General features: G+C 60.2%; 18 protein-coding genes. All 18 read right to left on the reverse strand.

Going from position 1 to position 14696, the window contains the following annotated elements; translation table 11 throughout:
- Window positions 1-28: 28 nt before the first annotated feature.
- Window positions 29-325: a phage tail assembly protein gene (locus tag LCH64_RS13620; RefSeq protein ID WP_003222226.1), complete on the reverse strand. Its 297-nt coding sequence runs from the start codon at window positions 323-325 to the stop codon at window positions 29-31.
- Window positions 322-669: a phage tail tube protein gene (locus LCH64_RS13625; RefSeq protein WP_007964335.1), complete on the reverse strand. Its 348-nt coding sequence runs from the start codon at window positions 667-669 to the stop codon at window positions 322-324. Before LCH64_RS13625 ends, LCH64_RS13620 begins: the two co-directional genes overlap by 4 nt.
- A gap of 67 nt (window positions 670-736) precedes the next feature.
- Complete coding sequence (locus LCH64_RS13630; protein ID WP_226500517.1) at window positions 737-2233, reverse strand: phage tail sheath subtilisin-like domain-containing protein; 1497 nt, start codon at window positions 2231-2233, stop codon at window positions 737-739.
- Window positions 2233-2412: a DUF2635 domain-containing protein gene (locus tag LCH64_RS13635; RefSeq protein WP_103484531.1), complete on the reverse strand. Its 180-nt coding sequence runs from the start codon at window positions 2410-2412 to the stop codon at window positions 2233-2235. Before LCH64_RS13635 ends, LCH64_RS13630 begins: the two co-directional genes overlap by 1 nt.
- Entirely contained in the window at window positions 2409-2993 is a 585-nt protein-coding gene (locus tag LCH64_RS13640) for a hypothetical protein (protein WP_226500518.1), read from the reverse strand. The genes LCH64_RS13635 and LCH64_RS13640 overlap by 4 nt, the downstream gene beginning before the upstream one ends.
- 158 nt (window positions 2994-3151) lie before the next feature.
- Window positions 3152-4180 carry a phage late control D family protein gene (locus tag LCH64_RS13645; RefSeq protein WP_226500519.1) on the reverse strand — a complete coding sequence of 343 codons (1029 nt, stop codon included), beginning with the start codon at window positions 4178-4180 and terminating at the stop codon, window positions 3152-3154.
- A gap of 9 nt (window positions 4181-4189) precedes the next feature.
- The gene (locus LCH64_RS13650; protein ID WP_003222211.1) at window positions 4190-4402 is read right to left on the reverse strand and encodes a tail protein X; all 213 of its coding nucleotides are present in this window, start codon (window positions 4400-4402) and stop codon (window positions 4190-4192) included.
- Window positions 4395-4778: a phage tail protein gene (locus LCH64_RS13655; protein ID WP_226500520.1), complete on the reverse strand. Its 384-nt coding sequence runs from the start codon at window positions 4776-4778 to the stop codon at window positions 4395-4397. The genes LCH64_RS13650 and LCH64_RS13655 overlap by 8 nt, the downstream gene beginning before the upstream one ends.
- Window positions 4778-7021, reverse strand: a complete 2244-nt coding sequence (locus LCH64_RS13660; RefSeq protein ID WP_226500521.1) for a phage tail tape measure protein — start codon at window positions 7019-7021, stop codon at window positions 4778-4780. The genes LCH64_RS13655 and LCH64_RS13660 overlap by 1 nt, the downstream gene beginning before the upstream one ends.
- 128 nt (window positions 7022-7149) lie before the next feature.
- On the reverse strand, window positions 7150-7731 hold the full coding sequence (locus tag LCH64_RS13665) for a phage tail assembly protein (protein ID WP_027611060.1): 582 nt from the start codon (window positions 7729-7731) through the stop codon (window positions 7150-7152).
- 154 nt (window positions 7732-7885) lie between these two features.
- Window positions 7886-8392 (reverse strand): phage major tail tube protein, encoded by a 507-nt coding sequence (locus LCH64_RS13670; protein ID WP_003222203.1) that lies wholly within the window; start codon window positions 8390-8392, stop codon window positions 7886-7888.
- Window positions 8392-9558, reverse strand: a complete 1167-nt coding sequence (locus tag LCH64_RS13675; RefSeq protein ID WP_103484524.1) for a phage tail protein — start codon at window positions 9556-9558, stop codon at window positions 8392-8394. The genes LCH64_RS13670 and LCH64_RS13675 overlap by 1 nt, the downstream gene beginning before the upstream one ends.
- 2 nt (window positions 9559-9560) lie before the next feature.
- Entirely contained in the window at window positions 9561-9746 is a 186-nt protein-coding gene (locus tag LCH64_RS13680) for a hypothetical protein (RefSeq protein ID WP_226500522.1), read from the reverse strand.
- A 100-nt stretch (window positions 9747-9846) separates the two neighbouring features.
- A complete protein-coding gene (locus LCH64_RS13685; RefSeq protein ID WP_226500523.1) occupies window positions 9847-10275 on the reverse strand; it encodes a phage tail protein in 429 nt (142 codons plus the stop codon).
- Window positions 10276-10286: 11 nt separating this feature from the next.
- Complete coding sequence (locus LCH64_RS13690) at window positions 10287-12731, reverse strand: phage tail protein (RefSeq protein ID WP_226500524.1); 2445 nt, start codon at window positions 12729-12731, stop codon at window positions 10287-10289.
- Entirely contained in the window at window positions 12732-13367 is a 636-nt protein-coding gene (locus LCH64_RS13695) for a phage tail protein I (RefSeq protein ID WP_226500525.1), read from the reverse strand.
- The gene (locus tag LCH64_RS13700; protein ID WP_226500526.1) at window positions 13364-14359 is read right to left on the reverse strand and encodes a baseplate J/gp47 family protein; all 996 of its coding nucleotides are present in this window, start codon (window positions 14357-14359) and stop codon (window positions 13364-13366) included. Before LCH64_RS13700 ends, LCH64_RS13695 begins: the two co-directional genes overlap by 4 nt.
- Complete coding sequence (locus LCH64_RS13705; RefSeq protein WP_003222189.1) at window positions 14356-14688, reverse strand: phage baseplate protein; 333 nt, start codon at window positions 14686-14688, stop codon at window positions 14356-14358. The genes LCH64_RS13700 and LCH64_RS13705 overlap by 4 nt, the downstream gene beginning before the upstream one ends.
- Window positions 14689-14696 lie beyond the last annotated feature (8 nt).

Below are 14696 nucleotides of genomic sequence, written 5' to 3' on the forward strand. Positions count from 1 at the left end.
AACCAGGCCAGGTCATAGGCGACTGCGATCAGGTCGGTGATGGCTCCGACGCCGCACTCATGAAAAAACTCGCAACGGCCCAGCTCAGCGCGTTGAGGTCAGCCAGATCGAGCTGGTTGACCGACGACGGTGGAATACCGGCGCACACGGCGATGTATTTGGCCGCCACGTCCATGTCGAGGCTGACTTCTTCGCTCTTGTCGATCTTGTACGGCAGCGCCTTGATCGCTCGCACTTCCTGCACCGTCGGACGGCGCAGGACGAGTTCGGTCAGGGGCTCGCCGTGAGCTTCGATCGCAACCTGAAGCTTCACGGCGCCGCTCATTGCCAGGTCCCCTTGATGCCTTCGAATTTCAGTTCGATGGTGGCGTCATCGCCCTTGGAAACCGGTTCTTCGACCAGATAGGCACCGGCCAGCACGTAGACCTTGCCGTTGCTGAATTCGCAGGTGACGGTGATGTCGGTGCCTTCAATCAGCTTCTTCAGCGGGAAGTCGGCGGTGTGCAGCGCGGTCACTTTGAACGACGGCGCAACGTCGGTTTCCTTGTAGAAACCCGGTACGACGGTTTCGCGTTTGACGGCCATCAGCGGGGCTTCGCAGCCGCCGTTGATAGTCAGTTGTGCACCGTCGACTTTGACGTAGCAGGTGCCTGCAATCACTTGACCCATGGTGTTACTCCCTTCAAATAAAAAAGCCCACCGAGGTGGGCTGAATGCTTACGGCCAAACGCGGCGATCAGGCCGCGTCGTCGTATTGCAGACGGAATTGGTTGAGTAGTGCGAACACGCGCAGACCGTTGATGTAATCCGGCGGGAACAGCACGTTCACGCGGCTCGGGTCCTGCACGTCGCGCTCGACGATCAGGTGCTCGGCGAACAGCTCGGCGTTCTCCACATGGCCTTCCAGTTCCAGCTTGGCGTACTGCGCGATCAGCTCGCCGCGAATGGTCGCTGGCGTCACGATCGGCTGACCGGCGCCGAAACGGGTGCCATCGGAGGCCAGTTTGTGGCGCCCGTATTTGCTGGTGATCACGCTTTGCAGACGACGCACGATGAACGCCGACTGGTGCATGGTTTCGCTGTCCAGGTAGGAGTTGTCGGCCTGACCGTAAGCGTTCTTCTGGTAGGTGGTGATCGAACGCTGGATGCGCACGTAACCGCCTTCGTAGTAGGCGGTGGCAATGCCGTAGTTGAGCAGCGACTGACGCTCGGTCAGGGTGAAACGCTCGCTGGCCGGTGCCGGATCAACGCCCGGCAGGCTGCCGCTTTGCGTCGGACGGCTGGCATCGGCGGAGATGAACACCGCGGTGCGCGCAGCCAGTGCTGCAGCTTGTACCCAGAACGGTTGCGGTACGCCCGGCTCCAGCGCCTGAATGGTCATGTGCTGGTCGTTACGGCCCTGGCCTGCGGCTACCAGAGTGCCAACGGTGCCGCGCTTGGCGCTGTAGACGTGACCGAACAGTTGCTTGGCCCAGGACCAGCGACCGGTGCTGTCATCCATCACCGCTTGCCAGGTGTTGAGGGTCGACAGATCCGACCAAGGCAGTGCGATGAACTCGAACGGCTCGTCGCCCAGTGCAGCCACGGCTGCGACCTGGTCAGGCACACCGGCACCGCCGGTCATGGCGGTGATCGCGGTGGTCAGGCCGGCCGGGGTTTCTTCGCCGTTGCTCTTGCCCAGGCGATTGAACTGCAGGCTGATGTCGTTACCGCTGTCGCCCGTCCACTTGGCGCTCAGGGTCACTACACCTTCGGCAGCGGCAGCGCTCACCGGAAGATCGGCCGTGGCGTTGATTTTCTGTGCCAGTGCGGTGGCTGCCTGAGCAGCGGTGGCACCGTTGACCACGGTGGCTTGCACACGCACACCAGCGACGTACAGGTTGAGCACGCCAGCCTGAGTCGCGGTGCCGGTCAGGGTCAACACGCCTTTGGCGATCGCGCCTTCAGCGTTGTGCAGCGGCAGGCACCAGATCTCGCCGATCGGGTCGGCCTTGCGGAAGGTCTCGTACATCGAGGCGAGCATCGAGCCCTGACCACCGATGCTTTTTGCCAGCGCGACACTGGAGACCAGCACCAGTTTGCCGACTTCGCTCGGGGCAATGTTGTCGTTGACCTGAGCGACGATCAGACGACGCAGGGTCGAGCTCGCGCTATTGGCGGCCGAGTTGTCCATTTCGGCATAGAACAGCGGTACACGAATGTCCGCGGGGATGTTGCTGAATCCGATCGCCATTATTTGGCTCCCTGTGCTTTGACTTTTACGGTTTTGATTGTGATATCGCCGTCGGCCAGACGCCGGCGCCACCAGGCGCTGTCCAGCACTTCACGGCCTTCGAGGGGCAGCAGATCGCCCGCTTCCGGGTCAGGCACGGCACGGCCAGCGGCCGGCAGTACGGTGATGCGATTGCTCATGGGGTTACGTCTCCAGAGAAAGTCAGTTCCACGCGCCCGTCAGGGCCCGGGTGTTTCAGATTGGGGTCGGCCGGGTCGATCGCATCGACCCGCACGGTGACCCCGGTAAAGGACGACAAACCGTCCAGTTCACGTTCGTGCCAACTCTCCGCAGGCTGACTTGGCAGATTGCGGCCGAGCTGGAACTCGGCAAAAAAGCGCAGCCGGTAAAAGGCGCGGCTGCTGTTGATCGAGACCATTTCGCCGCCGTCGTAGACGATGGCGCTGTAGTCAGTGCCCGGCTTGAACCCCACCAGCGCGCGCCACAGTTCGGCACGCAGGTCGTGCAACAGATCCAGCGCTTTTGTGCCGTCCGTAGCGTCAAGCGCGAGGACGATTTCGAAACGGTCGCGGATCGGTTGGGTGGTGAGGTTTTGTGCGGTGCTATTGCTGGCCAGATCGGCCAGCGGCAGCACGTGGGCCGAGGGTGTTGGCAGATCGGCATTGCCTTGCAGCAAAGCCAGATCGACACCCACCGAAATGTGATTGGCAAGCCCAAGGCATTGCCCACGCAGTTGCGTGAGGATCGGGGAGATCTTCATGGTGGTGTTCCAGAATTGAAATGAGTTGCAGAAAACACCGCGAATCCACTGTAGGAGTGAGCCTGCTCGCGATGGCGGTGCCACATTCACAATCAATGTGCCTGACACACCGCTATCGCGAGCAGGCTCACTCCTACAGGGGATTCGTGGATGTGAGATCAGTCCTTGGCTTCGGCTTTCGGGTCGAGGCACGCGGCATCGATCAGGCAGCGATAACTGTTCTCGCGATTGCCGCTGGCGGTGACTTTTTCGATCGACCAGCGCCCACGCATGAAGTCCGGCCAGGTCTCATCGAGCAGCACCAGACCTTCGGCCGCCAGCAGTGGATTGCCGGGACAAGTGATTTTCACCTTGTACTTCTGGCGGAGCATCTTGCGCACTTCGCCCTCGCCGACGGCGATTGCATCGGCTTCAGTGGGTTGCTTCTGGCGGAGGGTCTTGAACGGCGCGATTCCTGTTTCAACCCAGCGCAACACACCTGCAGCGCCATCCCAAAAACAGGTCTTGCAACCCTTGGTCTGCTCGCGGGCAGACTCCTCCAGCGTGGCGCTGACGAACGCGTGATCGCCGGGACGGTTGTTGCTGGTCACCGACAATGTCACGTCCGCCAGCACCTGGCCCGACAACGATTTGGTCTGGCCGGGACGGGCCAGCACGTACACGTCGTTGTAGGGTTTGGTCACCGCGTTGTACTTTTTCGCCAGGCGCGTCAGAAAGCTCATGTCGGTTTCGTTGGACTGGTCGACGTGCTCGATCCTGATCATCGCCACCTCGGGCGCGACGCGCGGTGAAAAGCCATGGCTCGACACCAGTTCGCGAAACAGCGACCCCAGTGTTGTCGGGCCATGACTGGCCGTGCGACGTTGCTTGAAGCCCGTCTCGTCATCCTTGCTGAACGGCGCCGCCGTGGCCACCAGCGTCAGGCGGAACGGGAACAGCGTCGGCGTCAGGCGCGTCACTTTGAACTGGCCCTTGTCGACCATTCCCGACTCCAGATAACCGACCTCAAGGCCGATTTTTCCACCCAGATCCGGCAGCCCTTCGAGGCCTTCAAGGTCAATCGTCAACGTCAGTTGATCGGACTCGAAACCAGCAGCGTCGATGTGTTCCCAACTGATCAGGCGTTGATTGAGCAGGGCCGAATGGGCCCCGTAGAGTCTTACCGCCGGGGTGAAACCCAGTGTCATGCAACCTCCTTAATCCCAGGCCGTGAGCGGTTTGATCGTGGCCGGTTTCGAGTCGAGTTCCGGCAACGTGACCCAGACGCCCGCAGGCAGGATCGGGCCGTGCTCGGCCAGGGTCGAGTTGAGTTTCCACAGAGCTTCTTCGGCGGCGTCATCACTGCGCCCGGTTTCGCGGTAGAGCAGCAGATTCACCGAATCACCGGCCATGCTTCGGACCTTACGCATTGTTGAACTCCGCTAGCTCGATGACCCAATCGACGACCATTGCCGTGCCGTCATCGATGATCTGGGTTTGCGTTTCCTGAACCGAATTGATCCGCCACAAACCCCAGTTGCGACCGATGCCATCGATCAATGGCAGTGGTATGCACAGCGCCTGCAAGGCGCGCAATTCATCGAGCCGGTCCATGGCCACGGCGTACATCGACTTGCCGGTGATGGTCAGGGTTTCCGGTTTTTGCCCGGTCTGACTGGATTTGGGTTTACTGGTCAGGATCTGTATTTCGGCCCAGCCACCGTCGGCCTTGCGCAGCAGCTGGTGGTACGCAAAGTTGCGCGACAGGCCGAAGATGAAACTGCCCAGTGCCATTTGTTGTTTCATCAGGCGACTCCATCGGTGAGGGCTGCGTCACGGCGGGTGGCGAGAGCGTTGGTGCCTGCAGCGGGTGTGAATGCGGTATCGAAATGGTTGCGCATGACCTGCGAAACCACATCGCCGATCTTTTCGGCATTGAGCGCATCACTGCCGCTGATCTGCACCAACGGCGAGTAGGTGTTATTGGTGAGTAGCGTCTGAGCGCTGGACAGATCCTTGGCCACTTGCGCGGGGGGCGCGAGTTTGTCCTCGGCAGGTTTCCCCCATTGTTCCCCCACATAGGAGCCGAGCATTCCGCCCAGAGTGCCGCCGATGAATGTGCCAATACCAGGTGCAATGAACGAGCCGATCGTGGCGCCAATCGCAGTTCCAGCCAACTCGCCGGCAGCACCTTTGACAGCTTGATCATCGCCGTCACGCCAGCCCTTCAAACCTGCGTAAGCGGCATGACCAATCGCCAGCGGCGCGCCCATCTTGAAGGCGGGCAATGATTTGACCAGCGGCGGTAGAAGCTTGGATTTGGCACCCTCGACCAGCGGCATGAGCTTGGCGGTCGCGCCGTTGAGCCAACTCGGGCGCATGCTTTTGGCCATCTCGCCGACCATTTTCACGCGGGTTATCGCATCGTCAAACATCGGGGCGATTTTGGCCGTCATCGTGCTCAAACGTCCGCCTCGACCGGCGCCAGAGGAAGGAACACGAGACCGCGCGCTGGAAGATGCGCGTCGACCGGCGCGCTTTCTTTTAGGCCCCTCGCCGCCGTCGTCACCGCCATTGATCACATCGGCAATATCGGCGGGCAATCGCGCCGTCGCCAGACGCAACAGTTTCGAGTTGACCGCATCCAGCACCGAGGCGACCCCGGTCTTCAGTACACCACCGACGAACGGCATGGCGGCCACACCGGCAAATGTGAGACCAGCCGCCAGAAACGGCAGTGCTTCAGCCGCTGAACTCAAGCCATTGACCACAGCCGTTAGCGACACTGCCAACGCGTCAGTCACGGGCGCGAGTGCATTTCCCACCGCTGTCGACAAGCGATTAAGACTCGCATCCAGCGCATTCCAGCGCCCTTGTGACGTATCGCCAAAGGCTTCGGCCGTTTTCGTCGCGGCACCGCCGCCGGAACCCAGCTCCGAGGTTGCATATTGGTGCTTGTCGGACACTCGCGTGAAGGCTGTCTTGACGTCGTCGGGCTTCTTCAACAACTCAAGAATGTTGGTACTACTCTCGCCAAACAGCGTCTTCGCCGTGGCGGCACGTTCGGGTACGGATTGTTTACTGAGCGCCGCGAGCACCGAATCAATGGCACCTGGCGCATCCGTGCGCATCTTCTCTGGTAACAAATCGGGGTCCAGGTGCAACCGGGTCATCGCCGAACGCTGTTCGGTTGACGCCGTGTTTCCTTTGCCGAAGACCGACGTAAAGCTCTTCAATGCCGCACTGGCACCGTCCTTGTCGGCCCCGCTGTTCAACAGCGCAGTGGCAAACGCTGCCACCTGTTCCGGTGTCATTCCCGATGCAACAGCACTCTCGCCAGAGCGTTGTACGACCGCGCCGATATCGGCAGGCTTGGCATCCAGACCGCTGCTGCCCAGGTAACTGACCGCATCGGCCAGATCCTGTCCCTGGTATCGATCCAGCTTCAAGGAGGAACGCCAGACCGCGAGCATTTCCCCCGCGGCCTTGACGTCAATCCGGAAGGCTGTGGCATTGATCGCCGCGTCGCCGGAATACGCTCTTAGCTCTGTCGCCCGCTGATCACCCTTGGCGCCGTCGGCAATACCAGATCGCGCCCCGACCTGCTGGATTTGCAACAGATCCGCACCAGTCGCGCCACTGGCGGCAACCGATCGCTGAGTCGCGAGTTCGAGGGTTTGCTCTGAATGCGCTTGAAGCTGGTCTTTGTTGAGCCCAAGCAACTGATTGAGCTCAACCAGCGCCGTCTCGTTAGCCATCGCCGATTGCAGGTTCTTCGGTGGCGGACGCTGCTCGATTTCCGCCTTGAGTTTTGACTTCGGCTCACTATTGGCGGCTGGCGGCGCCGCGACGACCTTGAACAACGATTGCTGGCTGACCAGCAGCTCGCGCAGCTTGATCTGCTCCTGAGTCAGCAAGCGAATATCCACGCTTGCCAGGGACAATGTCAGGTTCAGATCCTGTAGTGATTTGCCGAGGTTGGTCGGCAGCGCGTCCGCCGTATTGCCACTCTCACCGGCGTATGCGAGCGCATATTTACTCTCTGCCATGCCGCTCTACTCCTGTTTCACGCCAAGGCGAGTGATCGCTATGTCGTAGCGGCGCAACGCCTTTTCGGCGTCCCATTCCAGAATCTCCGCCTCACTTACCGGGTAAATGAGCGGGACGATATCGAGGATTACTTCGATGTCGCGTTCCGAAAGTAGGCCGCCGGCTGGTTTAAAAAATCGTCGATGCGCACCTGCAATTGGGTCCAGTCCGGGACGCTCAGCTGGGCCAGATCGGGGATCATCAGACCGGTGCAGTGGGCAGTGATGAACTCGGCGCGTTCTTTGGCCGTTTTCAGTTTCTTCATCACTTTGGTGGCGCGCAGTGCCGGCATTTCCAGCGACAGCGAGGTCACGGTGCGACCGGTCACGGCGAGCGGTTGCAGCAGTTGCACTTCGTCAGGATCGTCGGACTTTTCCGCGTCCTCGACCTGCTCCAGAAAGTACGACGCCGGACGGGTCGACATCTCGTGCACGTACTGGGCGATGCTCACATAATCCGGGCGTTTCAGCTGGTCGAGTTCCTTGACCGACAGGCCGGTGGCGAGCAACGCCAGTTCGAAGAACTGATCGTCTTCATCATCGCCGGCGCGTTCCAGCGCTTCTTTCTGCGCGGCGTAGAACAGCGGCTTGAGCTGGATCTGTTCGATCTGCGCGCCGTCGTCACCGGTGATCGGCGACAGCAGGTCATGCTTGGGTGGCATCCACGACATGTATGAATTCCTTGGTGATTCTTGAGGGGGTGTAGCAATCCCCTTGTAGGAGTGAGCCTGCTCGCGATGGCGGTCTTTCAGGCACATTGATGTTGAATGTGCTGGCCTCATCGCGAGCAGGCTCACTCCTACAGGGTTTGGGGTGTATCGAGGGTTACGGCATCAGCACCGCACGGCGCGCATCACCGAGGATATCGACGCCGTTGAGCACGAACTTCTGGGTGCGCACGTCGATGTCGATCACCGGGATGCCGTTTTCCAGGCGGTTGTAGGTGCGGCAGGACAGCTCCAGTGTGGTGATGGCTTTGCTACCCATTTTCAGCGCATCCTCAGCCAGAGATTTCAGCTTGCCGCCTACTGTGTGATAGGTGAACCAGGTGTTGCCGTCCTGATCCTGACCGGCTTCACGCACGTTCAGCAGGATGTCGTCGCCCAACTTCACACCCATCGCCAGCAACACTTCAGCACCGGTGCCTTGCAGCTTGAGCGTGGCGTTCAGAGCCTTGGCACTCTTGGCCATTTCCTCAACGATGAAGCGCCCGCCCGCCATGCTTTCCATGTCGAAATCGATTTTCGGCGGAGTGAACTCCTCAACGGTCGCCGACAACGGCAAACCTTGCAGGGTGGCCGCGATGGCCTGTCTTACGCGGTTGGTAAACATTAGAGAACGTCCTCCAGGAACTGCTCGATGATTTCATCGCGGGCGTTGAGTTGATAAACCATGTGTTCGTTCGGCGCGTAGCGGCCATAGTCGATGACCACGTACCAGGTGCCGTTCTTGTACTTCTCGACGCTGTTGAGTTCCGGGTGCAGGTACACGCTGCCGCCAGGAATGGTTTCGTCGGCGACCAGGGTCTGCAGCCAGTCGTTGATGCGCTTGACCTCCTGATCCATGAACGACTTGGTCAGGTTCTTGGCCATGGCTTTCTGGCCGGCCTTGACCAGCTTGCGGCTGATCGCATCTTCGAGGCCGACGTAGCTGATGAACTTGCCGGTGATCGAACGGTTACCCAGCAGCGAGAAGCCACCGAGCACGGTGCGGGCGTAGTAGCTCACGCCGTAACGGTTGAGCAGATCGCCTTCGGTGGAGGTGTCGAGGATGTTGTATTCAACGACCCGGGACACGTCTTCGGCATAAGTCACCTGGTTGCCCGGGCTCTCCCACTGCTTGACCTTGGCCAGCGCGGCAATCGCCAGGCTGGACGGCGCGAGGAAGACGTTTTTCTTCGCGGCTTTCGAGTACACGGCGGGCATGTTGTGCACCACCAGGCAGCGGTCGAAACCGAGGTCGGCGCCGCCCAGTTCCTGGCTGTAAGCCACTTGATCAGCGACCGAAGCATCTTTGCCGTCCAGTACAACACGGGCCTTGATGCGTTTGCCGAACGAGGCGAACTCGCTGGCCACCGCTTTGGTGCCGGTGAAGCCCGGCGCGCCGATGATGGTCAGGTCTTCCGGGACGCTGCCCAGTGCGGCCAGACCGAGCTTGCGGCCGGTGGTTGGATCAACACCGCCGATCACCGCGTTAACGGTGTCGGCCGGAGTTGCGCCCGCTTCGACGATCACCACGTACACCGGCACCTTGACCACTTTGAGGATCTGGTAAACCGCGTGGTACAGCGTGCCCTCTTCGGCGCCGGTCGGATCGAGCAGTGCGTGGGTGGTGAAGCTGTTGATGCGGAACGGAGCGTTGCGCGGAATCAGCGGATCGGCTTTCGGCGCCGTGCCGACCAGACCGATGACGTTGTCACCCAGGCCACCCATGGCCTCGGGGGATTCAGTGGCATTGACGGTAATGCCGTTGTGCTCGAAGTTCAAAACCTCAGCCATGGTTAGTCAGCCTTCTTGGCAGCGGCCTTTTTGGCCTGGGTGGAGGGTGTTTTCAGTTCAAGTCGACCGGCGCTGTGCAGCGCACTGGCCTCGACGTCGAGCAGATCAAGGTCTTGACCGGCGCTCGACCAATGCCCACCGCCGGTGGGGAATGGGACGAGCACGGTGTAGGTTTGGCGGGTTGCCATTTTTCGTTTCTCCATAAACGGGAAAGCCCCTCGTGGGGAGGGGCTTGGCGGGTGTTGAATGTATTGGGCGGATAAGAAAACGCGCCGGAGTGCGGAGCGTTTATTCGGGCTGTTCGGCGATCCAGGCCGGTACTACCGGGCGTGAATCTTTGGATGGAAAATCTGGCGATTGTGGCCAATCACGCAGGCTACGAAGGAAAAACAGGAGTTCGCTGAACTGTTCTGGAGCTAGAGTAGGCCGCTGATTAATTTCGACTTGGTCACGATGTCTCTCACGTAACCATTTGACTCTTTCAAATTCCAAATCTCTCCACACACGCTCTTCGGCAGCTAATACTTCTACCGTGGGCTCTGGCGGATTAATCCAAATTGGGAGCCCCTCCGAGTCATGGCTGCGAACTTTGCCAGGACTGGATGTGCCCAAAACCTCGGCAAACCGTGATTCAGTAATCAATACTGCGTCTGCCGGCATCTCTTTGTGAATACCTTCAAGATAGGTACAACCTGTCGACTTGCTGTAGTAACGCATATTTTTTTCCTCTATCGGCCAACCGCAAACCAGTAAAACTGGGCCGTCGCCGATGTACCGCTATGCGACCAATTAAAATTTGTCTTAGTCCAGTTACCAAGCTGCCAAGGGCTGCCACGTCCAGCACCGACTTGTGTTGCACCATCGGCGTAATTGATCAGCACCGCGAAAGGGAACACAGGAAAGGCCAATGGAAACGCTTGAGTATTTAATGCACCCGAAGCAACGGCCGGAGAGAGCCCCCACTGCATAATGAGACTTCCCATCCACTTCGGGAAAACGATGTAGCCGTTTGAGGTAAAACTTGCTGAAAATCCAAAACGTAGCTTTTTTGGGGTGACGATTGTCGTGTCATCAACACCGTCTTCTGTTTGTGTTTGCGTGGCAACTTTCGCCGTACCTTGATGGAACTCAGTCGCTTGCTGCGCCAAAACGGCCAACCCGGCAATATCAATGCTTCCCTCGTTGACCGGGGCGTTCCACGCTTTGATGCACCACATGACAGCGATGTTGCGAGGGCGAGACACACCTAAAGCACTTGCATTTACCGGCGTCGAGCCCGTGGTGAAAACTGCGTTACTGACGGAATAGTCCAAAGCTGTATGCGGATCAAGGCCGTGTAACTTGCCTATATCCGCATCCGATGCGGTGTTGTGCCAGAGACCGGAAACTGCGGGGTTAACATTAGATGGGTCAAAGGACTGCAAAGTACCTTTTTGCCAACTCCCCAAAGTTCGGCCCGCATCCACCCCGCGCCCATGATCCCAACCACGCAAGAACTCACCGCGTGATTCCGGCAAGCGGAAGTTACCGGAACCCTCATCGCCCCTGTTGTAAGTGGTACTGAGAAACGCCGCCAAATCCGGATAGGTCGCAATGCTCTGCACACTGCCATCCAGCTCCAGATAACCAGGCGCAACGATCCCCGTCGGGAAAGCCAAAACAGCGCCCACCGGAACAGCGGACTTGAGTCGTTCGACTTCCTTGGCCAGTGCGGCTACATCGATGGTTCCCTGATTGACCGGGGCGTTCCAGGCTTTGATGCACCACATGACAGCGACGTTTCGGGGCCGAGTTTCGGCACCACCTCGGACTCCAGTGGTAGCCATCTGCTGCCCTTCTCCCGAGTACGTCGGAGCACCAGATGAACTCGTTCCGTGATACGCCTGAATCGTCGGATACTCATTACTCATGAAACCAGGGCGATTACTTAGTGGCGGATGATTGTGCGACTTGAAGTCATCAGTCTGATACGTGCCAACACCTCGCCCCGCATCCACCCCACGCCCATGATCCCAACCACGCAGGAACTCACCTCGCGCTTCCGGCAAACGGAAATTGCCACCCCCCTCATCCCCCTTGTTGAACTTGCCACCCAGATAAGCGCTCAAGTCCGGGTAAGTCGCACTGCTCTTGACGCTGTTATCCAGCTCCAGAAAACCCGGCGGCGGTGCATCTACCGGGAACGCGACAATCGAACCCACCGGCAATGCCGATGCCTTGGCAATCAACGCCTCGACTTCAGCCTTGGTATAGGAATCCTTAATCCCAAACCCTGCCAGCGTTTCAGGATTGGCACCCGCAGTCGCGCGACCATATTCATCAACCGTCAGACTCTTGTAAGTCCCGGCCGCAATCCCGGTGCGCCCGGCGAGCATCTTGAACGTCAGTGCGGTGGTGCCGAGGGTGATCGGCGCATTGGTGGTCAGGTGCCACAGCGAATCGCCGTTGGCCGTACCCTCCTCGACCATCACCGTCAGGCCCGGCGTGACCTTGACGCTGGTATTGGCATCAGTCGCCCGCACCCAGTCGCCATTGGCGACGATCCACAGGCCGTTGTCCTTGGCCAGGGTCTGATTCGCCAGCAGCACGCGGTCACCGGCAATCACGGCGACGCCGTCAATCTGCTGCGCACCGTTCAACACGATGTTGGTAGAGGCCGCGACGCGCACCGATTGCTTGCCATCGAGTTTGCCGAGTTCTTCGGCGAGGTAACTCATGACCCAGGCACGGGTGGCTTTGACCACCGTGTCGTCGATCAGCAAGGTCACCAGCGATGCATTGCTGGTCTCGAAAATCGAGCGAATGTAGAACTCTTTGCCCGAGCCCGAAGTCGCCAGCACCGGTTTGAACGACTCCGGATATTTGACGATGGCGTAGAGAATCCCGGTGTCGGTCCACAGCCCCGCTTCACGCACGTACCAACCGCCAACGTCCGGCGGAATGGTCACTTCGGCGAGCAGCCAGCTCGGGTTTTTCTCGTCCTGGAACAGCGCATTGAGCGGCCCGCGCCAGACTTCGCGTTTCAGCGCGGTGGCGGTCGCGGCCGGGTTGTAGACCGCGCCGCCGCCGTCACCGACGGAAATCTGCGTCAACTTGATCGGTGTGCCCGCAGCCTTGCACGCCGTTTCGTAGGCAATCCCTGCGTTGGTGAGCAGGGTGTAATAGTCAGCCATTCAGGCCCCCTGAGGATAAATAGTGGATGTTTCGACGGTGTACATCGCGGCGGCCATGAACGCCTCGCCAGAGGTTTCAAGCCCTTCGATGAACACCGGATAAACCGTCGTCAGCTCACCGCAGAAAGTCGCAGCGGCGATGGAATGACTGCCGAACGCGCTCAAGCCAACCGTTACCGAAAGAATGTCTCGCTCGCTCTTGGCATCGGCCAGGCGTCGGTCGAGACGGGCATCGATTTCTGCGCTGTAGGGCTGGTCGCTGAAGGCGCGCACGGAGAAGCTGTAAGGCTCGCCGGGCGGCGTCTGTTCGTACCAGGCGCGAACTTCCGGGCGCAGTTGCAAACCCTTGGCTGCGTTTTCCAGCGCCTTGCGAGTGCCGGCTTGGCGCGCGGTGGGCCAGGCCAGTTCGACGGTCAGGCGCTTTTCCGCTTCCGGTGCGCTGGTGCTCCATTCGGCGACACCGCGATCCGCTGCCAGATACGGCAGGAATGCGACCGGTGTTTCGCTCGGATTCATCAGTTCGGGGAACGGCGGCGCGATGCGATCAAGCAGTGCGCCGAAGCCCAGATCCAGTCCACGTTCGAGTGCCGAGCTGTTGGCCGGCAGCAACGTCGGGCTATGCGTTGGCTCACTCATAACGTCAGCACCTCGACCTCGACCGCCGTGCAGTACGGCGCCTGAAACGCCGTGGTGACGATCGGCGCCAGCGGTTCAAGAATCTGCAGTTGCACGGCGCCAGCGCTGTGCAGCGTGTAGTCGATCCAGCTCGGATCGACCCGCCCTTCGAGGCGATGGCAACTGTCGGCGTAGGCCTGCAATTGCTGCTGTGCGGCGACTTTGGTCAGGCCCGAGTCGGGGCCGGAATTGATCTTGGCCACGACACGAATCTTGTAGCGTTGAATGTCCGCAGCCTTGACCGTGACCAGGTCGGTTTCCGGTCGCACATCAGGGCGGGCGAAGTGCTGACGCACGCCATCGAGCAATGCGGCGGATGGCGTGCCATCGCCGTCTCGCGACAACACCGTGACCTGCACCTCGCCCGGCGCAGTGCGCCGACCATTGCCGTCCTTGACCTGTGCCGCCAAGCCGTCCGGGTTGAAGGCGTAGGTGACGTTCACCACACCGGCATCGGTGGATTCGACCTTCACCGTTGGCCGTTCACCGAGGGTGAACACTTCGCGGCGATACTGCATTCGCGAGCCCGCTGCCGGGGCGTGCGGTGCCAGGTAATAGCGCAGCCGGGCGTCGTCGTCGCTTTCGTAAATCGCGGGTACCGGCGGGAAGGCTGCAGGGTCGCCCGCATCGAGCAACTGCCGCTCCAGGCCCATGTCCGCCAGCCGTGCATCGAGGTTGCTGCCGGTCGCCCACCACGCCAGCATCTGCTTGATGCGAGCGTTGTATTTGCGTTCATGGGTTTGCAGGCGCACGCAGAAGGCTTCCAGCGCCAGGGTCAGCAGCTCGCTTTCGTTGTCGAGGCTGGTCTTGAGTTTCGCCGCGCTGTCCGGCGCTCGGGCGCCGACGTATTCGATGACGAAGTTCTTGAACTCGGCGAGCAGGTCTTCGAAGGCGTCGACGGTGATCAGCGCCGGTTCGGCCAACTGATTCTGGCCGGGGATCAACATGCTCATGTCACTACCTCGAAGGTCTGTTGACGGTTTTTCCAGGTCCCGGCGAAACGCAGCAGCAGACCGGCGCCCTGACGGCTGGCGACGATCACGCTCGGCTGAAAATCGCTGATCCCGTTCTGCGCGTTGTAGAACGCCTGAGCCGCGTGGCTCTGCGCCAGAAGCAGAACGTCGTCACCGAGGTTCTGCCCCAGCAGCGTGGGGATCAGCGAGCCATAAAGGGGCCTTTTTTGCCGGGTGCCCAGCGGCGTGGTCAGGGCTCGTGTCGCGCGCTGCACAAACTGCAGCCAGTCGTCGACCGTGGCCCCGGAGTCTCTATCGATTCCGATCATGGGAAGCT

Origin of the sequence: Pseudomonas sp. MWU16-30322, assembly GCF_020515535.1 — a bacterium.
In the GTDB taxonomy this organism is placed as follows: domain Bacteria; phylum Pseudomonadota; class Gammaproteobacteria; order Pseudomonadales; family Pseudomonadaceae; genus Aquipseudomonas; species Aquipseudomonas fluorescens_H.

What these genes read in the sequence shown, in the direction of transcription:
- LCH64_RS13620 (WP_003222226.1), bottom strand. Translation starts at nt 325, where the DNA reads ATGAGCGGCGCCGTGAAGCTTCAGGTTGCGATCGAAGCTCACGGCGAG.
- LCH64_RS13625 (WP_007964335.1), bottom strand. Translation starts at nt 669, where the DNA reads ATGGGTCAAGTGATTGCAGGCACCTGCTACGTCAAAGTCGACGGTGCA.
- LCH64_RS13630 (WP_226500517.1), bottom strand. Translation starts at nt 2,233, where the DNA reads ATGGCGATCGGATTCAGCAACATCCCCGCGGACATTCGTGTACCGCTG.
- LCH64_RS13635 (WP_103484531.1), bottom strand. Translation starts at nt 2,412, where the DNA reads ATGAGCAATCGCATCACCGTACTGCCGGCCGCTGGCCGTGCCGTGCCT.
- LCH64_RS13640 (WP_226500518.1), bottom strand. Translation starts at nt 2,993, where the DNA reads ATGAAGATCTCCCCGATCCTCACGCAACTGCGTGGGCAATGCCTTGGG.
- LCH64_RS13645 (WP_226500519.1), bottom strand. Translation starts at nt 4,180, where the DNA reads ATGACACTGGGTTTCACCCCGGCGGTAAGACTCTACGGGGCCCATTCG.
- LCH64_RS13650 (WP_003222211.1), bottom strand. Translation starts at nt 4,402, where the DNA reads ATGCGTAAGGTCCGAAGCATGGCCGGTGATTCGGTGAATCTGCTGCTC.
- LCH64_RS13655 (WP_226500520.1), bottom strand. Translation starts at nt 4,778, where the DNA reads ATGAAACAACAAATGGCACTGGGCAGTTTCATCTTCGGCCTGTCGCGC.
- LCH64_RS13660 (WP_226500521.1), bottom strand. Translation starts at nt 7,021, where the DNA reads ATGGCAGAGAGTAAATATGCGCTCGCATACGCCGGTGAGAGTGGCAAT.
- LCH64_RS13665 (WP_027611060.1), bottom strand. Translation starts at nt 7,731, where the DNA reads ATGTCGTGGATGCCACCCAAGCATGACCTGCTGTCGCCGATCACCGGT.
- LCH64_RS13670 (WP_003222203.1), bottom strand. Translation starts at nt 8,392, where the DNA reads ATGTTTACCAACCGCGTAAGACAGGCCATCGCGGCCACCCTGCAAGGT.
- LCH64_RS13675 (WP_103484524.1), bottom strand. Translation starts at nt 9,558, where the DNA reads ATGGCTGAGGTTTTGAACTTCGAGCACAACGGCATTACCGTCAATGCC.
- LCH64_RS13680 (WP_226500522.1), bottom strand. Translation starts at nt 9,746, where the DNA reads ATGGCAACCCGCCAAACCTACACCGTGCTCGTCCCATTCCCCACCGGC.
- LCH64_RS13685 (WP_226500523.1), bottom strand. Translation starts at nt 10,275, where the DNA reads ATGCGTTACTACAGCAAGTCGACAGGTTGTACCTATCTTGAAGGTATT.
- LCH64_RS13690 (WP_226500524.1), bottom strand. Translation starts at nt 12,731, where the DNA reads ATGGCTGACTATTACACCCTGCTCACCAACGCAGGGATTGCCTACGAA.
- LCH64_RS13695 (WP_226500525.1), bottom strand. Translation starts at nt 13,367, where the DNA reads ATGAGTGAGCCAACGCATAGCCCGACGTTGCTGCCGGCCAACAGCTCG.
- LCH64_RS13700 (WP_226500526.1), bottom strand. Translation starts at nt 14,359, where the DNA reads ATGAGCATGTTGATCCCCGGCCAGAATCAGTTGGCCGAACCGGCGCTG.
- LCH64_RS13705 (WP_003222189.1), bottom strand. Translation starts at nt 14,688, where the DNA reads ATGATCGGAATCGATAGAGACTCCGGGGCCACGGTCGACGACTGGCTG.